The sequence below is a fragment of the Bradyrhizobium sp. cir1 genome (assembly GCF_014198245.1).
Taxonomy (GTDB): domain Bacteria; phylum Pseudomonadota; class Alphaproteobacteria; order Rhizobiales; family Xanthobacteraceae; genus Bradyrhizobium.
The window spans coordinates 287,680-303,637 of the sequence record NZ_JACIHE010000006.1; the positions used below are offsets into that span (position 1 = coordinate 287,680).

Genomic DNA, 15,958 nt, shown 5'->3' on the forward strand with positions numbered 1-15,958 from the left:
AGCCCCCTCCTTTCTACGCCCGCTTCGCAACCACCGGCGCGCGTGCGGCCGGCTGCGGGATGTTGTCGACCTTGAGCACCTCCGCCGTCGCAGCGCGGATCTGGCGGCAAAAATCCGCATCCTTGATCAGCGACACGCCATAGGACGGGATGATCTGCTTGAGCTTCGGCAGCCAGGCACTCGCCGTCAGCTCGCCGGCAAAGCATTTCTCCAGCACGCTGATGGCGATGAACGCCGCGGTGGAGGCGCCCGGCGAGGCGCCGAGAAGGGCGACCAGAGAATGATCGTCCGCGCCGACCAGCTCGGTCCCGAACTCGAGCAATCCGCCGCGCTTGACGTCGGGCTTGATGATCTGAACGCGCTGGCCCGCCACCTGCAGCCTCCAGTCCTTCGGATCGGCCTTCGGGAAATATTCGTCGAGCGCGGCCAGACGGTGGCTCTCGGACTGCAGCACCTGCCCGACCAGATACTCCGTGAGGCCGAAATTGTCGCGCGCCACCGAAAGCAGCGGTTTGACGTTGGCCGGACGAATGGACTCGAACAGGTCGAGCAGCGAGCCGTGCTTGAGGAACTTGCTCGAGAAGCCGGCATAGGGCCCGAACAGCAACGAACGCCGGCCGCCGATCACGCGGGTGTCGAGATGCGGCACCGACATCGGCGGTGAGCCTACCGCGGCCTTGCCGTAGACCTTGGCATGGTGACGCCGGTTGATCTCCGGATCGTCGCAGCGCAGCCAGATTCCGCTGACCGGGAAACCGCCATAGCCGCGGCTCTCCGGAATCCCGGACTTTTCCAGCAGCGGCAGCGCACCGCCGCCGGCGCCGATGAAGACGAACTTCGCGCGCACCGATCGCGTCTCGCCACTGTCGGTGTCACGTACCTCGATGCGCCAGCGACCGTCCTGCTCGCGAACGAGATCCGTGACGCAGCTCTTGTAGTGCGCGGCGCAGCCCGGCTGGCCGACGAGATGATGGACCAGGAGATGGGTCAGTGAACCGTAGTCGACGTCGGTCCCCGTGATGATGCGCGTCGCCGCCACGGGATCGCCACTGGGCCGGCCCTCCATCACCAATGGCGCCCACTCTGCGATCTTCGAGGGATCCTCGCTGTATTCCATGCCCTCATAGCAATGATGCGCCGTCATCGCCTTGAACCGCTTCCTGAGGAAGGCGACGTTGTCGACACCGTGCACGAAGCTCATGTGCGGCACGGGATGAATGAAGGATCTGGGATCGGCGATCGCGCCGCGCGCGACGAGATAAGACCAGAGCTGCCGCGACAGGTCAAACTCGACATTGACCTCGAGCGCCTTCGAGATATCGACGCTGCCGTCGGGCCGCTGCGGCGTGTAGTTCATCTCGCAATTGGCCGCGTGGCCGGTGCCCGCGTTGTTCCACGCATCCGAGCTTTCGAGCGCGCAATCCTCGAGGGCCTCGAACATCTGGATCGTGAGCGAGGGCTCCAGCTCCTTGAGAAGCACCCCGAGGGTGGCGCTCATGATGCCTGCGCCAATGAGGACGACGTCGGATTCGGAAGTTCCTTGCATCGCAGTTCTCTTCGTTTGGTTGGTGGGCGATGTTGTGCTCTCAATGGGCTCGGTCAGGCTCGCGCCGGCTGCCGCGCCTTGGCGCGGAACGGCACGGCGGCTCCCGGCCGCAGCACCACGTAGGCGCGGCGCCAGGACGAATCGTCCGTCAATTTCCAGCTGTGACCCGAACCCGCGGTGTCTTCCGCCAGCAGGACATTGCCGGGATGAATGAGGAAGTGGTTGCCGTCGCGCGTCTGGAAATCGAGCGTGCCGCTGAGCGTGATCACGAGCTGCCGGATCGGCGCTGTGTGCCAGGCGAAAGCGCCGCCCGATTCCGTCTCCTGGAACGAGACGCTGACGGCATCGATCTTCCCGGTCAGGAAGTCGCCGCGCTGGCCCGGTTCCAGTTCCAGGAAGCCCTCCTCGAAATGTGAGTTGTTATCCTCTCCGGTCCATAGACGTACGCAACGGATCATCGTTCTCTCCTTTCAGCCGGCCGTGTTTCAAAAGGCCTTGGCGCCGATTGCGAGCGGCACCTTGATCTCGGCGACATAGGGTCTGACCATCTTGGCGGGATCGACGATGCGATCGAACTCCGGCTCGGTCACGAAGCCGAGCTTCAACGCCGCCGATTTCAGCGTGAGATCGTTGTCCATCGCGTAATGCGCGATCCGCGACGCCTTGTCGTAGCCGATCACCGGTGCCAGCGCGGTCACCAGCATCAACGATCGCTCGACATATTCCTGGATCCTCTTGTGGTTCGGCTCGGTGCCTTCGACCAGGAAGGTGCGGAAGTTCGTGCAGCCATCGGCGAGGATCGTGACGGACTGCGCGATGTTGTGGATGATCAGCGGCTTGTAGACGTTCATTTCGAGATAGCCGCCGGCGCCGCCGAAACCGACGGCGACGTCGTTCGCCATCACCTGCACGGCGATCATCGCCAGCGCCTCCGCCTGCGTCGGGTTGACCTTGCCCGGCATGATCGACGAGCCCGGCTCGTTCTCGGGGATCAGCAATTCGGCAAAACCGGCGCGCGGGCCGCAGGACATCAGGCGGATGTCGTTCGCGATCTTGTAGAGCGAGCCGGCTAGCGTGCGCAGCGTGCCGGACAGCTGCACCAGCGCATCGTGCGCGCCCTGCACGGCAAACTTGTTGGGCGCGCTGACGAAAGGCAGGCCCGTCAACCGCGCGATCTCGGCCGCGACGGCCTCCGCGAAACCCGGCGCCGCGTTGATCCCGGTGCCGACGGCGGTGCCGCCGAGCGCCAGGCGGAAGACGCCCTTGAGCGCATCGTCGATCCGCGTCAGGTCGTCTGCGAGCATGCCGGCGTAACCGGACCACTCCTGCCCGAGCGTCAGCGGAGTGGCATCCTGCATGTGGGTCCGGCCAATCTTGACGATGCCATCCCACTGGCTCGACTTTGCCGCGATCGCGTCATGCAGGGCCTCGACAGCCGGGACCAGGCGTTCCGTCACGTTCGTCGCCGCCGCGATGTACATGGCCGATGGGAAGCTGTCATTCGACGACTGCGACATGTTGACGTGATCGTTCGGATGAACCGGCAGCTTGCTGCCGAGCGGCGTGCCCGCGATCTGGCAGCATCGGTTCGAGATCACCTCATTCACGTTCATGTTGAACTGCGTTCCGCTACCGGTCATCCAGACGTGAAGCGGAAACATGTCGTGGTGCTGACCCGCGAGAATCTCGTCGCAGACGTGGATGATCAGCTTGTGAAGCTTGCCATCGAGACGACCGCCAGCGTAGTTGGCGTTCGCGGCCGCCTTCTTCAGGATCGCGTAGGACTGGATCATCTCGCGCGGCATGAGGTCCTTGCCGATGCTGAAATGTTCGAGCGAGCGTTGCGTCTGCGCGCCCCAGAGCTTGTCCGCGGGAACGGACACTTCACCGAGGCTGTCTGTCTCTTTGCGGAGGTCGTTCATCCTTGCCTCTCGTGGCAGTTGATGCCGGAAGTGCCATCCCGGCACTTGCTGGAAATGATACGGCGCGCACCGCCTACCTGCTTCCGCGAACGAACGTCCCTTTGCCGAATGGCATGGTGTGACGGCGCGCAGCGGGAGAAACTGCTCAGCCGGGATCGCGGCCGATCCGGTTCCGCAGGCACAGCAGCAGCGCGCACGCCGACAATGCGATCGGCACCGCAAGACTGGCTGCGCCGAGCCGCGTCGTGGCAAAGCCGCCGATGGCGGCGCCGCACAGGAACATCAGGCAGAGCACGAGCATGGTGCCGCCCCCATGCAAGGCGTCGCGATCCGATGTCGACACGAACTCATCGATGGCGCGCAGCATGTTGCCGGTGACGGTGACCGAGAGATAGCTCCAGCGCTCGACGCGCCTGAAGCTGGCCGACTGCAGCGCGACACCAAAGGAGATTCCGAGAATGACGAGCGGATCAGGAATCCGGTGAAGCAGCAGCATCACTGCCGCTAGGCAGGCGATCTGCGCAACGAGACAGCGCAGCGGCGCCTGGATGCGGATCGCCACCCATGCGCCGAGAAGAAAGACGACAATCGGAAGCAGATGATGCGCCGCCCGCTGCCATTGCCCCGAAAGGGCGTCGATGCCGAAGAAGACGACATTGCCGGTCTGCGAGCTTGCGAACACACCTCCGAGCGAGAGCCAGGTGAAGGCATCGAGAAAGCCGCCCGACATGGTCAGCAGGGCCGCAACCGGAAGCGAGTGTTCCGGAGCCCAGGCGGCCGCCCGTAGCTCAGCTGCGGGCTCCGGAGATGCGGCCTGTATCGTCATGCCGGCCGGCCCGCAAGGTCAACACCCCGCGCGCGGCGCAGCCTCGTCGGGCAGCAGAACGCGTCGCGGGTGCGTGAACACGCCATATCCGTCATCGCGGGCAATCGCCACAAGCGTGATACCCGCTTCCTTCGCGGTCTGGATGGCGAGCGCGGTTGGCGCGGACACGGCCACGACGACCGGCACGCCCATCATCGCCGCCTTCTGCACCATCTCGACCGAGACGCGGCTTGTCAGCAGCACGGCGCCATCACGGGCCGGGCTGCCGTCGCGCATGATCGCACCTGCAAGCTTGTCCAGCGCATTGTGGCGGCCGACGTCCTCCCTGACCAGGCCGATGCCGGTGCGGGGGCTCCAGAACGCCGCCGCGTGAACGGATCGCGTGTGCTGATTCAACGTCTGCAAGGGCGACAGCGCCTGCATCGCGTTGAGCAGATCTGGCGCATGAAACGCAATGCCACGGCCTTCCACCCGCGTCGGCGTGCGACGCGCCTGTTCGAGGCTTTCGATGCCGCATAGTCCACAGCCGACCGGGCCGCTGATGGCGCGGCGACGGGCGGCCAGGGACGCCGCGCGGTTGCCATCGAGCCACATCCGCACCTCGACGCCGAGCTCGTTCGGGATCAGATCGATGCTCCCGATCTCGCTTCGCCGTTCGACGATGGCTTCCGTGAGGCTGAATCCGATGCCGAAATCCTCCAGATCGGCCGGCGTTCCCATCATCACGGCATGGGTCGAGCCGTTATAGGTGAGCGCGATGGCCGTCTCCTCGGCCACCAGCCGCGAGGTCGACCGTGTCTGACCGCCGCGCCAGGCAATCTCCCGATGCCGCGTGAATGTCGAACCTGTCATCATGGCTCACACCGTCGCTGGCTGGGCCGAGTGGCGGGACGCCCGGCTTCTGAGCGCGAGCCCGAATGCAATGAAGCCCCAGCCCTGGAAGATCAGGTCGACCACCAGCATCGCGCCGAGCAGCCACAGGCCGATGGCGGGCCAGGCCGCAACTAGCATTGCGCCGACGCAGAATGTGACGACGCCCGCGGCCACGATCCAGCGCCAGCCCGCGGCCGGCCGCATGTGGAAGCCCGCCCAGATCCGCGTCACCCCGGCGACGACCAGGAAGGCGCATACCGCGAGCGACAGCGTAAACGAAGCCAGCAGCGGATCGTAGAGAATGACGGCGCCGGCGGCACCATAGACGATCCCGGCGATCAGCAAGAACAGGAAGCCGCGCAAGCCGTGCACCGTAAAGGCATGCACGATCTGGAAGATCCCGGCGGCTACCATGGTGGCCCCGATAACGAGCACGGAGGCGAGACTCGCCGCCATCAGATTGGCTGACGCAATGCCGCCGAGGATCAGTTCACCGATCCCCAATGCAACGAACCAGCCCCATTTTCCAGAAATTGCGTGAATGGCCCTTCCGAGCGACGCCTTCGAGTTCGACACATCCGTCATGGCTTGATCCTTTGTGCGTATGACCAGTCCACCGGTCATGGATGGCGGCAAGCGTACAGAGACTGGCTCGGGGTTATCTTTCGAGGATGCCGCGGTATTGTCTCGTCCGCACGATGCGGGTCTTTCAACGAAGTTCACGAGGCGTTCATCGCAACTCTGCTGCTCTTTCGCCGGCGCCCCGAAGGTTCATTCTGCCGGCGTCGTCTTGTTCCGCAGCGACAGGAGCGCGATCGTCGCGAAGACGCCGTCGCGGCGGATCAATGCGTGGAACAGCGCTGCCGCCAGATGCAGCAGCACGAGGGCAAAGAACGCGAAGCCCAGATAAAAATGAGCATCCCACAGCAGCGTGTGCACGCGGTCGCTCGGTGCCAGCAACGCTGGAATTTGGATCCCGCCATACAGGACGATCGGATAGGCCGCGGCCCAGAGCATGCCGAGGCCCAGCAGCGGCATGATGATCATGAAGCCATAGAGGGCAAGATGCGACAATCGCGCTCCCAGCTTGATCGCCGGCGGAAGATCGTCCGGCAACGGCGGCGCGCCGTAATGGAGCCGCAGGGCCAGCCTGATCACGACGAGGACCAGAAGAGTGACGCCGAGCGTCTTGTGGATCAGGATGAGCGGCAAATATTTGGGCGCCACGGTGGACACCATGCCGACGCCGATGAAGAGCATGGCGACGATGCAGGCTGCCATCAGCCAGTGCAGAAGCCGCTGGATCGGGGCGAAACGATGGGGCTCATTGCTCATGGCTTGCCAGCCTCGGTTCGCGGATAGTCACTGGCTTCGGCCGCGCGCAGATCGTAGGACTTGCGATAAACCGACGAGCGCGCAGCCGGGAACGGATCGTCCGACAGCCGGATCCCACGCGGCAGCACGGTCGGATCGAAGTTGATGTCGCGGCACGGTCCGTCCCGCTCCTGTTCGATCCGCTGCACGACGAGCGTTCCGACCTGCACCGTACGGCGGCCCTCCGGCCAGGCCTTGCTCGGGTCCGCGGTCGGATCACCGGGATCGGCGACAGTCGTGACCATGGTCCAGCGTTGCGGGCCGGAGGCCCGGACCCGCTCCACGATCTCCTGCTCGAGAAAGTTCGAACCACGCTTTTCCAGCTCGGCTTGCGATATCGGAACAACCTCCGCCGACGGCAGCAGCGACCATCGCACCGCGTGCCCGCCGCCCTTCGCATCCGTGAAGATGAAACTGTTGAGCCCGTGGTAGGGCTCCTCCGCATAGCTGGCGGTCCAGGGCGCCGATTTGGCCCAGGCCGCGAAGGCGGCGAATTCCGGATTGGCCTGGATGAACGTCTTCATCGCGTCCGGATCCTTCTTGCCAGATGCAATCAGCAGTTCGTGAAACGACTGCGGCGTGGAAACTGCAAAGAACGGCGGGTTGATCAGCGCCATCCGCCACTCTTCGCCGTCCGCCACAATCTGTAATCCCAAACCGCGCACGCGCACGGTTGCATCCACGGCGTTCGGATCGGCTGTGCCGAGATTGAAGCGGCCCAGCGCCGGATAAGTACCCCGTTCAAACACCCTGGCCCGCGAGAGTTCCACGCCGTTTCCGTTCGCCTCGAAGACGCCGGTGAAGCAAATTCCCTTGGCATGATTTCGCCGGTGCCCGAGCGGCGCACCGCTCGGAGGCGTCAGCGCCGCAATCATCCGCTCAGGCGTCAGGCGATCGGGCGAGAGCCAGCCCGCAGTATATGCGAACGCGGCAGCACCGCCTGCGAGGACGGCCGCAATCAACACGAGCGAGCCGAGTCCCGAACGCGGCAGGTTGCCTGGCTGATTCATCTCTTCTCCTTGCAAGGCGAAAGCCGCCCACCGAGCCCGTCTCAAGGGGCAGCTCAGGCCTCATAGCCGGCGCCCGCGCCCCAATCTTCTGAAACCCCCCGTCAATTTCGCGAAGGCACGTCCGAGCTTGTCCCGTCCGCGGCGGTTCATCCGGAACCGGTTTCGGGCTTTCTCGAAATTTTTCGTGCGATCTGAAAATCACTCGCCCGGCTCGAAAGACCCCTCTTGCCTCAAGCCCTATTTCAGATGCTCCTCGCACAAGGCCAGCGATCGATTGCCGAACGATGAACGTGTCGCGACGGCGCTGGCGGCTTAGCGGAAGCTGGAATGCGATCGGGAATCGAATGAGCAAAGTGATCATCGTCACAGGAGCTGCAAACAGCATCGGGCGAAGCACCTGCAGGAAACTGGCGCAAGCCGGCCACACGGTCTACGTTTCGATGCGGGAGACGGACGGTCACGATGAGCTGGGCGTCGAGGAGGCCGGCGGGCATGGCGCGGACGTCCGAACCATCGCGTTCGATATCTCCTCGGAAGCCTCCGTGAACTCGGCCATCGATGCCATCGTCGCCGAGAACAGCCGCCTCGACGTGATCGTGCACAATGCCCGGCAGGTGGTCTACGGACCGGCAGAGGCCTTTACGCCGGATCAGCTCGCCGAGCTCTACGACACCAACGTGCTGAGCGCGCAACGGCTCAACCGGGCCGCATTGCCACAGCTGCGCAAGCAGGGTCAGGGCCTACTGATTTGGATCTCGTCGAGCAGCGCCCGTGGAGGTTCGGTTCCCTTCATGGGGACTTATGCCTCGTCGAAGGCCGCGCTGGATGCGCTGGCGCTCGGCTATGCCGGCGAACTCGCGCGTTGGGGCGTCGAGACGACAATCGTCGTCCCAAGCGCACTTGGACCCGGCCACTATATTCGCTCCGGCCGGCCGTTCGACACCGTCAGGGCCGAGGAATACGCGGATGGTCCGACGGCCGACGTGAGTGAGATCGCGCTATCGGCACTCGCGCAGCTTCCGGCGAAGGATCGAACTCCCCAAGACGTCGCAACCGCAATAGCCGACGTCGTCGACATGTCGTTCGGACAGCGTCCGCTGCGGGTTCATTTCGGTCCGGATGACGACGGAGCCGCGGCCGTCGACGCCGTCGCCGACCGCGTCCGCGCGGAACTGCTGCGCCGGATCGGACTGGAAGACATTCTCAAGCCCGCCTTCATCGGATAGGATGGACCGGTTCTTCAAACACGCATTTGCGAGCTCGCATGAGCGACCCACGTGAAGCGTCAAGGCGGAGCGGCGCACGCGGATATGGCGCCGAGTTCGCCGACTGTTTTGGGATGCCGGAGCCGCCGACGCATGTCCACCGGACTCTGCGCCGCGGGCTTCTTGCCGTCACCGAGCTCCGGTTCGACGAGCCGATCGAGCAGAGTACCTCGCTGGGATATGACGATGCATTCCTCGCATCGGTCTTCCTCAGGGACATCGTCGATCACGAATGCTGGTACAATGGCCGACCCGTCCACGTCGATACGTGGGACGCGGGCAAGACCTATATTTTCGACCTGAGACAGGATCCGCGGGCACTCGTCCGCGGCCCGTCGCACGTCGTGCATTTCTACCTGCCGCTCACAACGCTCAATGCCTTCGCCGAGCAGGAAGGCCACGGCGCGGTGTCGGAGCTCGTTCACAAGCCCGGCGTCGGCGGCGACGATCACGTCATGAGGCATCTTGCGCGGGCGGCCCTTGCTTCGTTCAGCGCGCCGCACGCCACAACGGGGTTGCTGCTCGACGAGCTGTTGAACGCAGCATGTGCGCATGCGCTCGGGCGCTATGGCACCACGCGCTTGCCCAATCCGCGCACCGCCGGCCTTGCCCAGTGGCAGGAGCGACGCGCGAAGGAAATGATGAGCGAGCACGTCAACGCATCGCTTGCCGACCTGGCGCGGGAATGCGGCCTGTCCGTCACCCAGTTCGCGCGTGCGTTCCGGCATTCGACCGGCGTGTCTCCGCATCAATGGCTGCTTGCCCTGCGCGTGAGCAAGGCAAAGACCCTGCTCGAACGCTCCAACCTCACACTGACGGAAGTGGCCGCGCTCTGCGGCTTCTCGAGCCAGAGCCATCTCAACGCAGCGTTCAAGCAGCATGCCGGCTTGAGCCCCGGACGGTGGCGTCGCACGTTCAGGTCGTGATCAGGCTGGTCGTTTTCTATAATCGAAGGTCTATTCCTGAAAAATTCAGGAGCGCCTTCGGGGCCTAGACGAAAGTGATAGGCCTTATCCTTTACCCCGGAACAGCCGGATGTTACCTTTGGCGCGCCACTACGTTCACACGTCTTGGTGTGCTTCCAAGTCATAGAACGTGACGAGTCGTGTGCCGGGTTGATATCTCCCAAATGGTCCCCCGCTCGCAAAGCAACAACATGATCGCCGCTGCTGGCTGCTCCGCCCAAGACGAAGCCGCCCGGGAGATCTTCGTCTTCGGGCCGTTTCGGCTCGATCCCTTGCAGAGGCGGATCGAGAGAGACGGGACCACGCTGCAACTGTCAGGGCGCGCATTCGACCTCCTGCTCGCACTGGTCCGGCAGGCCGGCAATGTCGTCAGCAAGACGGATCTGATCGCCAAGACATGGCCCGGCACTGAGGTCGAGGAAAACAACCTGCGTGTCCATATCGCCACACTCCGCAAGGCACTCGGAGACGGCAACGATGGCGCCAGATATCTGAGCACTGTCTCCGGTCAGGGCTACTGCTTCGTCGCTGCGGTCTCGCGCCCGGAACAGATGCAAGCTGCACCGGCCGACGATCCGGCTTACGCCCACAATTTGCCTGCGCATCCCCTGCAGATGGTAGGGCGCAAGCAAGCCATCCTGGACATCTCGGAACGACTGAGGACCCAACGCTTCGTCACGGTCGTCGGCCCGGGCGGCATCGGCAAGACCACAGTCGCGGTTTCCGCAGGCCATGCCCTGCTCGCCGACTTCGCCGGTCATGTCCACTTCGTCGGTCTCGGCGAGACCGGCAACGCCGCACCGGTGCCAGCGATCGTCGCATCTTCGCTTGGGCTGCAGGCGCGATCGAATGACCCGACGAGCAGCCTCGCGACATTCCTGCGCGACAGGCGCATGCTACTCATTCTGGATTGCTGCGAACCTGTCATCGAAGCAGCAGCTGCGCTGGCCGAACGGCTCTACCAGGCCGCACCGGCGCTGCACATCCTGGCCACAAGCCGGGAACTGCTGCGCGTCGAAGGCGAGTTCACATACCGTCTCCCGCCGCTGCCGAGCCCGCCGGAGAAGGCCGCTCTGACGGCCGCGAACGCCCTCGCCTACCCTTCCGTAAGACTCTTCGTCGAGCGTGCGGCTGCTGGCGGCGGTGAGTTCGCGCTGACGGATGCGAACGCCTCTGACGTCGGCAACCTCTGCCGTCGGCTCGACGGCATCCCGCTTGCCATTGAGCTCACCGCCGGTCATGCGAGCACATATGGCGCGAGAGCGATGGTCCAGCTCCTCGACCAGCACCTCAATCTGCTATGGGAGGGACGACGCACCGCACTGCCCCGGCACCGGACGCTGCGCGCAACCATCGAATGGAGCTACAATCTTCTGTCCGAACCGGAACGCGTGATCCTCGGCCGGCTCTCGGTGTTTATCGGCAGCATGACCCTGGACGCCGCCCGGTCGATTGCCGCGGGCACAGAGGATGACGACGCGATCCTGGCGATCATCGACGGCCTCGTCGCCAAGTCGATGCTTGCATTGAACACCGGCTCAGAGCCGCCCCGCTACCGCCTTGCCGACTCGACCCGGGCCTACGCGCAAGAGAAGCTTGCCGCCAGCGGCGACGCCGCCGCGATCTCGCGACATCACGCCTGCTACTTTCTCGACCTCCTTGAAAAGGTCGGCGGCGAGGCGAGCCGAGACCTTGCCGCTGTTGCCGAGGAATACGGAAACGTCCGCGCCGCGCTCACGTGGTGCTTCTCGGATCAGGGAGACCGCAGAGCCGGCGTGTCGCTCGCTGCAGCATCGATACCGCTGTTCTTCAAGCTCTCGCTCCTGGCAGAATGCGAGCTCTGGGTCACCCGCGCCATCGAAGCACTCGACGAGACCGATAAAAGCGTCAGGCAGGGCCTCGTCCTTTACACGGCGCTGGGGGCTGCCCGCATGCTCACGGGACAGCTGGATGAACTGGGTGCAAATCACCTCAAACGAGCGCTCGAGCTGACGGAAAGGATCGGCGACATCCCCGGGCAGATCCGTTTGATCGACCAGTTGCATTTGCTGCAATTGTTCGTCGGCAAATATGATGAGGCATTGGGCACCGCCAAGCGCGGCGAAGCCGTCGCCCTTGCCGGCAACAATTCCATTGCGGTGGCGCGCATGCGCGTGTTGCTCAGCATCTCCTGCCAATATCTCGGCAAGTTCGCTGCCTCCCGCGCGTACGTCGAGGTGGCATTGCAGCATCCGGGCCTGGAAGGAGAGGTCCTTAGCGGCCTCACTCTTGAATATCCCAAACGCGCTCAAATCACCCTTGCGCGCGTCCTCTGGCTTCAGGGATATCCCGACCAGGCGGCGCAACTGGTGCGGCGAGCCATCTCGGACGTCATCGCAGCGAACCATCCGGTTATGTTCTGTAGAGCGCTGCCATGGGCATTCGGCGTCTTCTTCTGGAATGGCGACACGGAGGATTGCGAAGACCATATCGACAGATTCATCGTAGAGGCGCGAAGGCACAACCTCGCCATCCTCCAGATGGTCGGCGAGGCAATGAAGGGTATCACGTTGCTGGCCCGGAACGAGACCGATGCCGGGCTCGCCATGCTGAGAGGGTCGATCGAGAAGCTGCAGAGCCAGTCTTTCGGTGCCGTCGCGGGGCTTCGCATGCCCCTCGCCGAAGCCTTGGCGGTGGCAGGTCACGGCGACGAAGCCCTGGACACCATTGATCAGGCGATCGCCCAGGCCCGGCATTGCAACTTCATGATGGACATGCCCGACATGTTGCGCGCCAGAGCGGAAGCGCTGATGCGCAAGAGCCATCCGGATCTTCCGCAAGCGGAGCTAAGCCTCGTGCAGGCGCTCGACGTCGCCCGCGATCAGGGGGCGCTGGGCTATGAGCTTCGCGTGGCAGTCGCGCTTGCAAAACTGTGGCAGCGAGTCGGTCGCCGCCAGGAGGCGCACGATATACTTGCGCCCGTCTATCAGCGATTTACCGAGGGATTCCAGACGCGCAGCCTCGCGACGGCAAGGGGCCTGCTTGCCGAGCTGAGTCCTCCGTACTCGTGCTCGTTTGCGGCCAAATGACCGCCTCGGCCGTGCAATAGCGATAGAGGGGTGCAGTCTCGAACGACGCGTGCGGGCTGCCGGTCCATGCTGCGTTTGCAATGAGACGTCGGCGCCGGCAGTCGCCATGACGGCATCATGGGCGAATTGCGGAACGTTCCAGAGCACGGGGGATGCGGCGCTCGCCGAGGCCGCACCGGCATCCGATCAGTCGAATCGGATGCCGCTCCCCGGGGCATCGCCTACGATCCCAGCTTCGCCATCATTGCACGCGCGTTGCGGAAATCCGCGATCCCGAAACCTTCAGTGAACTTGCCGCAAGCGGCAGCGAGCACATGGCGAGCATCGGCCGGATGCCCCTCACTCATCCGCAATCGTGCCACACTGATCGCAGTCCTCAGCTCCCAGAACAATGCACCCTGGCTCCGCGCCACCTCGAACGCCCTGTCGAAGGCCTGCCCGGCACCGTCCGGCGAGCGGCGCCCGCCGGGAAGCAGCAGCAACTCGCCCTTGATGCGCCAGAGCTCGGCGACATACCACCCCTCGTCCCTCGCCTCACATCGCGCGAGCGCCTCGTCGGCGGTCGCAAGCCCTTGCGACACCTCGCCGGCATCTCCGAGACATGCCGCCAGTTCGCCGAGAAGAAGCAGAAAGCGAGGCAGGAAGCGCGCCTCGCCCGCGAGCTCAAGCGCCTTGCGCAGCAGCGGCAATCCGGTCGCAAGATCGCCCCGGCGCGATATCAGCATGCCCCTGAAGGCGCGCGCCCACACATTCCACAGGCGGATCGGGTGGCGCTCGGTGTGTTCGAGCAGCATCGTACAATAGCGTTCGGCCGCGTCGAGATCGCCGGCGAGGAAGGTGATCGGGCAGGCACCCTGGCCGAGGACGCTGCAAAATGTGAGAGCGTGACCGCTGGTCCGGCCTTCCTCGACGTTATGGTCGACGACGCTCAAGGCCTGATCCGCGAGGCCGAGCAGCCACAGGATCCGCGCCTGGAAGTAGCGCGCCGAGACCCGCAGGTCGAACCGGAAACGGATGACCTGCGGCTTTGCCGCAAGGTCCGATAGGCGAGACAGGGTTCGCCCGACATGATGATAGGCCAGGCGCTGGTCGCCGCGATAATGCAGCGTGGTCGCAAGTAGCCGGTCGGCCATCATACGATCGACGGGACTGCTAGAGTCGGCCACGACTTCCGCAAAACGATTCGCAAAATCGAGCGCCCTGCGGAATTCGCCGTTGTTGAACTGGTCGATGCAGAGGCCCCAAAGCGCGCGCAACAGGTAATCCCTGTCACCGAGCTGCTCGGCAAGCTGAAGGGTCGTCGCCCAGGCGGGACCGGCCTCCCTGGCCCTTCCGACACCGTACATCAGCGACCAGCCGCGCGCGGCCGACAGCTGCATGCGAAGCCGCGGTGCGTTCGCGGCCATCGGATCAAGGCGCGCCAGCGCAAGTTCGGACCGCTCGCGGCATTCGGCGAGGAGCGACAATTGCACCCAGAGCGGGACTGCCGCCGCCGTCAACGCCGCGCCCACTTGCGAGTCTCCACTGGACGAGAAGGCCCAATCGAGGCTCGTTCGCACGTTGTCGATGTGGCGGCCATAGATGGCGAGCCACTCCGCCTGCGGCTTCACTTCGCTGTCGGCTTCGGCACCGGCGAAGAACCCCGAATAGTACTTCGCCTGGCGGCGGGCGGCGTCGGGATATTCTCCGCCGGCATGCAGCTTCTCCAATGCATAAGCGCGCGTCGTATCCAGCAGGCGATAGTGCGGGCTGTCGCCCCGAATGTCCGCCAGGACGAGCGACTTTGCCACCAGCCTCGCAAGCTGGCCGGTGACGTCGCCGCCCCCCTCGCCGGCAACCGCGATCACTGCATCGAGCTGGAATTCGCCGGCGAATATGCCGAGCTGCCGGAGCAGCCACGCCTCGTCGTCCGGCAACAGGTCATAGCTCCAGTCGAGCGTTGCGCGCAGCGTTTGCTGCCTCGGCAACGCCGTGCGCCGGCCCGTCGTCAGAAACTTGAACCTGTCATCAAGCAGCGCCGCGATCTTCGGCGGGCTGAGCATGACTGCGCGCGCCGCAGCAAACTCGATCGCAAGCGGAATGCCATCGAGCCGCCGGCAGATGGCCGCTATGGCGCCGATGTTCTCCTCGTCGGGCGCAAAGCTCGACCCCAGCGCCTTCGCTCTGCTCGTGAACAATTCCACTGCGCTGTACGCGGATGCGCCGGCGGGCTCGTGCCATGTTTCGGGCGGCACGCCCAGAGGAGGCACGCGGTAAACATGCTCTCCCTCGATGCGCAACGCCTCCCGGCTCGTTGCAACAATGATGGTCCCTGCACAGTGGCTGACCACCAGCTCGGCCACCTGTGCGACGGCATCGATGACATGTTCGCAATTGTCGAGAATGAGCAGCAATGGCCGAGAGCCGATCGCACGCGCGATGGAATCAGGCGAAATCTCCTCGCCCTCGAGCTTGGTGCCAAGCACGCTGGCGATGGCCGAGCAGACGAGCCTGGGATCGGACAGCGAGGCCAGTTCGACCAAAAGTCTGTCCGCCTCGAAACCGGGCGGCGGCGTTCTGGCGGCTTCGAGCGCCAGCGCCGTCTTTCCGATGCCGCCAGGCCCGATCAGGCTTACCACGCGATAGGCCGACAGAAGCCGCCACAAATGCGCGATCGCTGTGGTCCGGCCGATCAGATCGAATGACGCGCTGGGAATGTTGACTGACCGCGGCAATTCGGTTGCGGCATATTGCAGCGGAGGGTCCATATGGCGGATCCCCCACGAGCCGAGCAAACGATAGCCGCGGCCAATAGTGGTTGACAGCATGTCGCGGTCAGCACCGAGAGCCCTTCGGATCGCCGCGATATGCACGCGAAGTGCACTCTCCTCGACAAAAACGCCGCGCCAGACCCGCTCCGTCAGGTCGTTCTTGGTGACGAGCTGGCCCTGCGCCTGAACCAATTCCGCAAGAATCTCAAAGGCGCGCCCACCCAATGGAACGAGTTCTCCGCTCAGGCGCAATTCGCGCCTGGCAAGATCAATTTCCCATTCCGCGCAGGTGTAGACGGGACGCTGGCCTGGCTCAGCCATCATTGGGACAGCCCCAAGCGGACTAGTCATTTTCTACC

12 protein-coding genes are annotated in these 15,958 nt (G+C 64.4%); 3 read left to right on the top strand and 9 right to left on the bottom strand.

Annotated elements, in window-relative coordinates; translation table 11 throughout:
• Window positions 1-13: 13 nt before the first annotated feature.
• The 8 genes from mqo to GGD63_RS16085 all read right to left on the bottom strand — a co-directional run bounded on the left by mqo (window position 14) and on the right by GGD63_RS16085 (window position 7,551).
• Window positions 14-1,603 (bottom strand): malate dehydrogenase (quinone), encoded by a 1,590-nt coding sequence (mqo, locus tag GGD63_RS16050; protein WP_283811955.1) that lies wholly within the window; start codon window positions 1,601-1,603, stop codon window positions 14-16.
• Window positions 1,600-2,004 carry a hypothetical protein gene (locus GGD63_RS16055; RefSeq protein WP_183243580.1) on the bottom strand — a complete coding sequence of 135 codons (405 nt, stop codon included), beginning with the start codon at window positions 2,002-2,004 and terminating at the stop codon, window positions 1,600-1,602. Before GGD63_RS16055 ends, mqo begins: the two co-directional genes overlap by 4 nt.
• Before the next feature lie 27 nt (window positions 2,005-2,031).
• Window positions 2,032-3,468 carry a class II fumarate hydratase gene (gene fumC, locus GGD63_RS16060; RefSeq protein ID WP_183243582.1) on the bottom strand — a complete coding sequence of 479 codons (1,437 nt, stop codon included), beginning with the start codon at window positions 3,466-3,468 and terminating at the stop codon, window positions 2,032-2,034.
• A gap of 145 nt (window positions 3,469-3,613) precedes the next feature.
• Window positions 3,614-4,294 carry a YoaK family protein gene (locus tag GGD63_RS16065; protein WP_183243584.1) on the bottom strand — a complete coding sequence of 227 codons (681 nt, stop codon included), beginning with the start codon at window positions 4,292-4,294 and terminating at the stop codon, window positions 3,614-3,616.
• A gap of 18 nt (window positions 4,295-4,312) precedes the next feature.
• Entirely contained in the window at window positions 4,313-5,149 is an 837-nt protein-coding gene (gene fdhD / locus GGD63_RS16070; RefSeq protein WP_183243586.1) for a formate dehydrogenase accessory sulfurtransferase FdhD, read from the bottom strand.
• A gap of 3 nt (window positions 5,150-5,152) precedes the next feature.
• Window positions 5,153-5,752 (bottom strand): HdeD family acid-resistance protein, encoded by a 600-nt coding sequence (locus GGD63_RS16075; RefSeq protein ID WP_183243588.1) that lies wholly within the window; start codon window positions 5,750-5,752, stop codon window positions 5,153-5,155.
• Between the two features lie 186 nt (window positions 5,753-5,938).
• Window positions 5,939-6,502, bottom strand: a complete 564-nt coding sequence (locus tag GGD63_RS16080; RefSeq protein ID WP_183243590.1) for a cytochrome b — start codon at window positions 6,500-6,502, stop codon at window positions 5,939-5,941.
• Window positions 6,499-7,551: a catalase family peroxidase gene (locus GGD63_RS16085; RefSeq protein WP_183243592.1), complete on the bottom strand. Its 1,053-nt coding sequence runs from the start codon at window positions 7,549-7,551 to the stop codon at window positions 6,499-6,501. The genes GGD63_RS16080 and GGD63_RS16085 overlap by 4 nt, the downstream gene beginning before the upstream one ends.
• A 344-nt stretch (window positions 7,552-7,895) precedes the next feature.
• Here GGD63_RS16085 and GGD63_RS16090 point away from each other — a divergent pair, with 344 nt between their 5' ends.
• The 3 genes from GGD63_RS16090 (at window position 7,896) to GGD63_RS16100 (ending at window position 12,849) form a co-directional block, all read left to right on the top strand.
• Window positions 7,896-8,777 carry an SDR family NAD(P)-dependent oxidoreductase gene (locus tag GGD63_RS16090; RefSeq protein ID WP_183243594.1) on the top strand — a complete coding sequence of 294 codons (882 nt, stop codon included), beginning with the start codon at window positions 7,896-7,898 and terminating at the stop codon, window positions 8,775-8,777.
• Between the two features lie 38 nt (window positions 8,778-8,815).
• Window positions 8,816-9,742: an AraC family transcriptional regulator gene (locus GGD63_RS16095; RefSeq protein WP_183243596.1), complete on the top strand. Its 927-nt coding sequence runs from the start codon at window positions 8,816-8,818 to the stop codon at window positions 9,740-9,742.
• Between the two features lie 230 nt (window positions 9,743-9,972).
• Entirely contained in the window at window positions 9,973-12,849 is a 2,877-nt protein-coding gene (locus GGD63_RS16100; RefSeq protein ID WP_246785495.1) for a winged helix-turn-helix domain-containing protein, read from the top strand.
• 221 nt (window positions 12,850-13,070) lie between these two features.
• On the opposite strand, the gene GGD63_RS16105 is transcribed toward GGD63_RS16100, so the two are convergent.
• The gene (locus tag GGD63_RS16105) at window positions 13,071-15,923 is read right to left on the bottom strand and encodes a winged helix-turn-helix domain-containing protein (RefSeq protein WP_246785496.1); all 2,853 of its coding nucleotides are present in this window, start codon (window positions 15,921-15,923) and stop codon (window positions 13,071-13,073) included.
• Window positions 15,924-15,958: the final 35 nt, after the last annotated feature.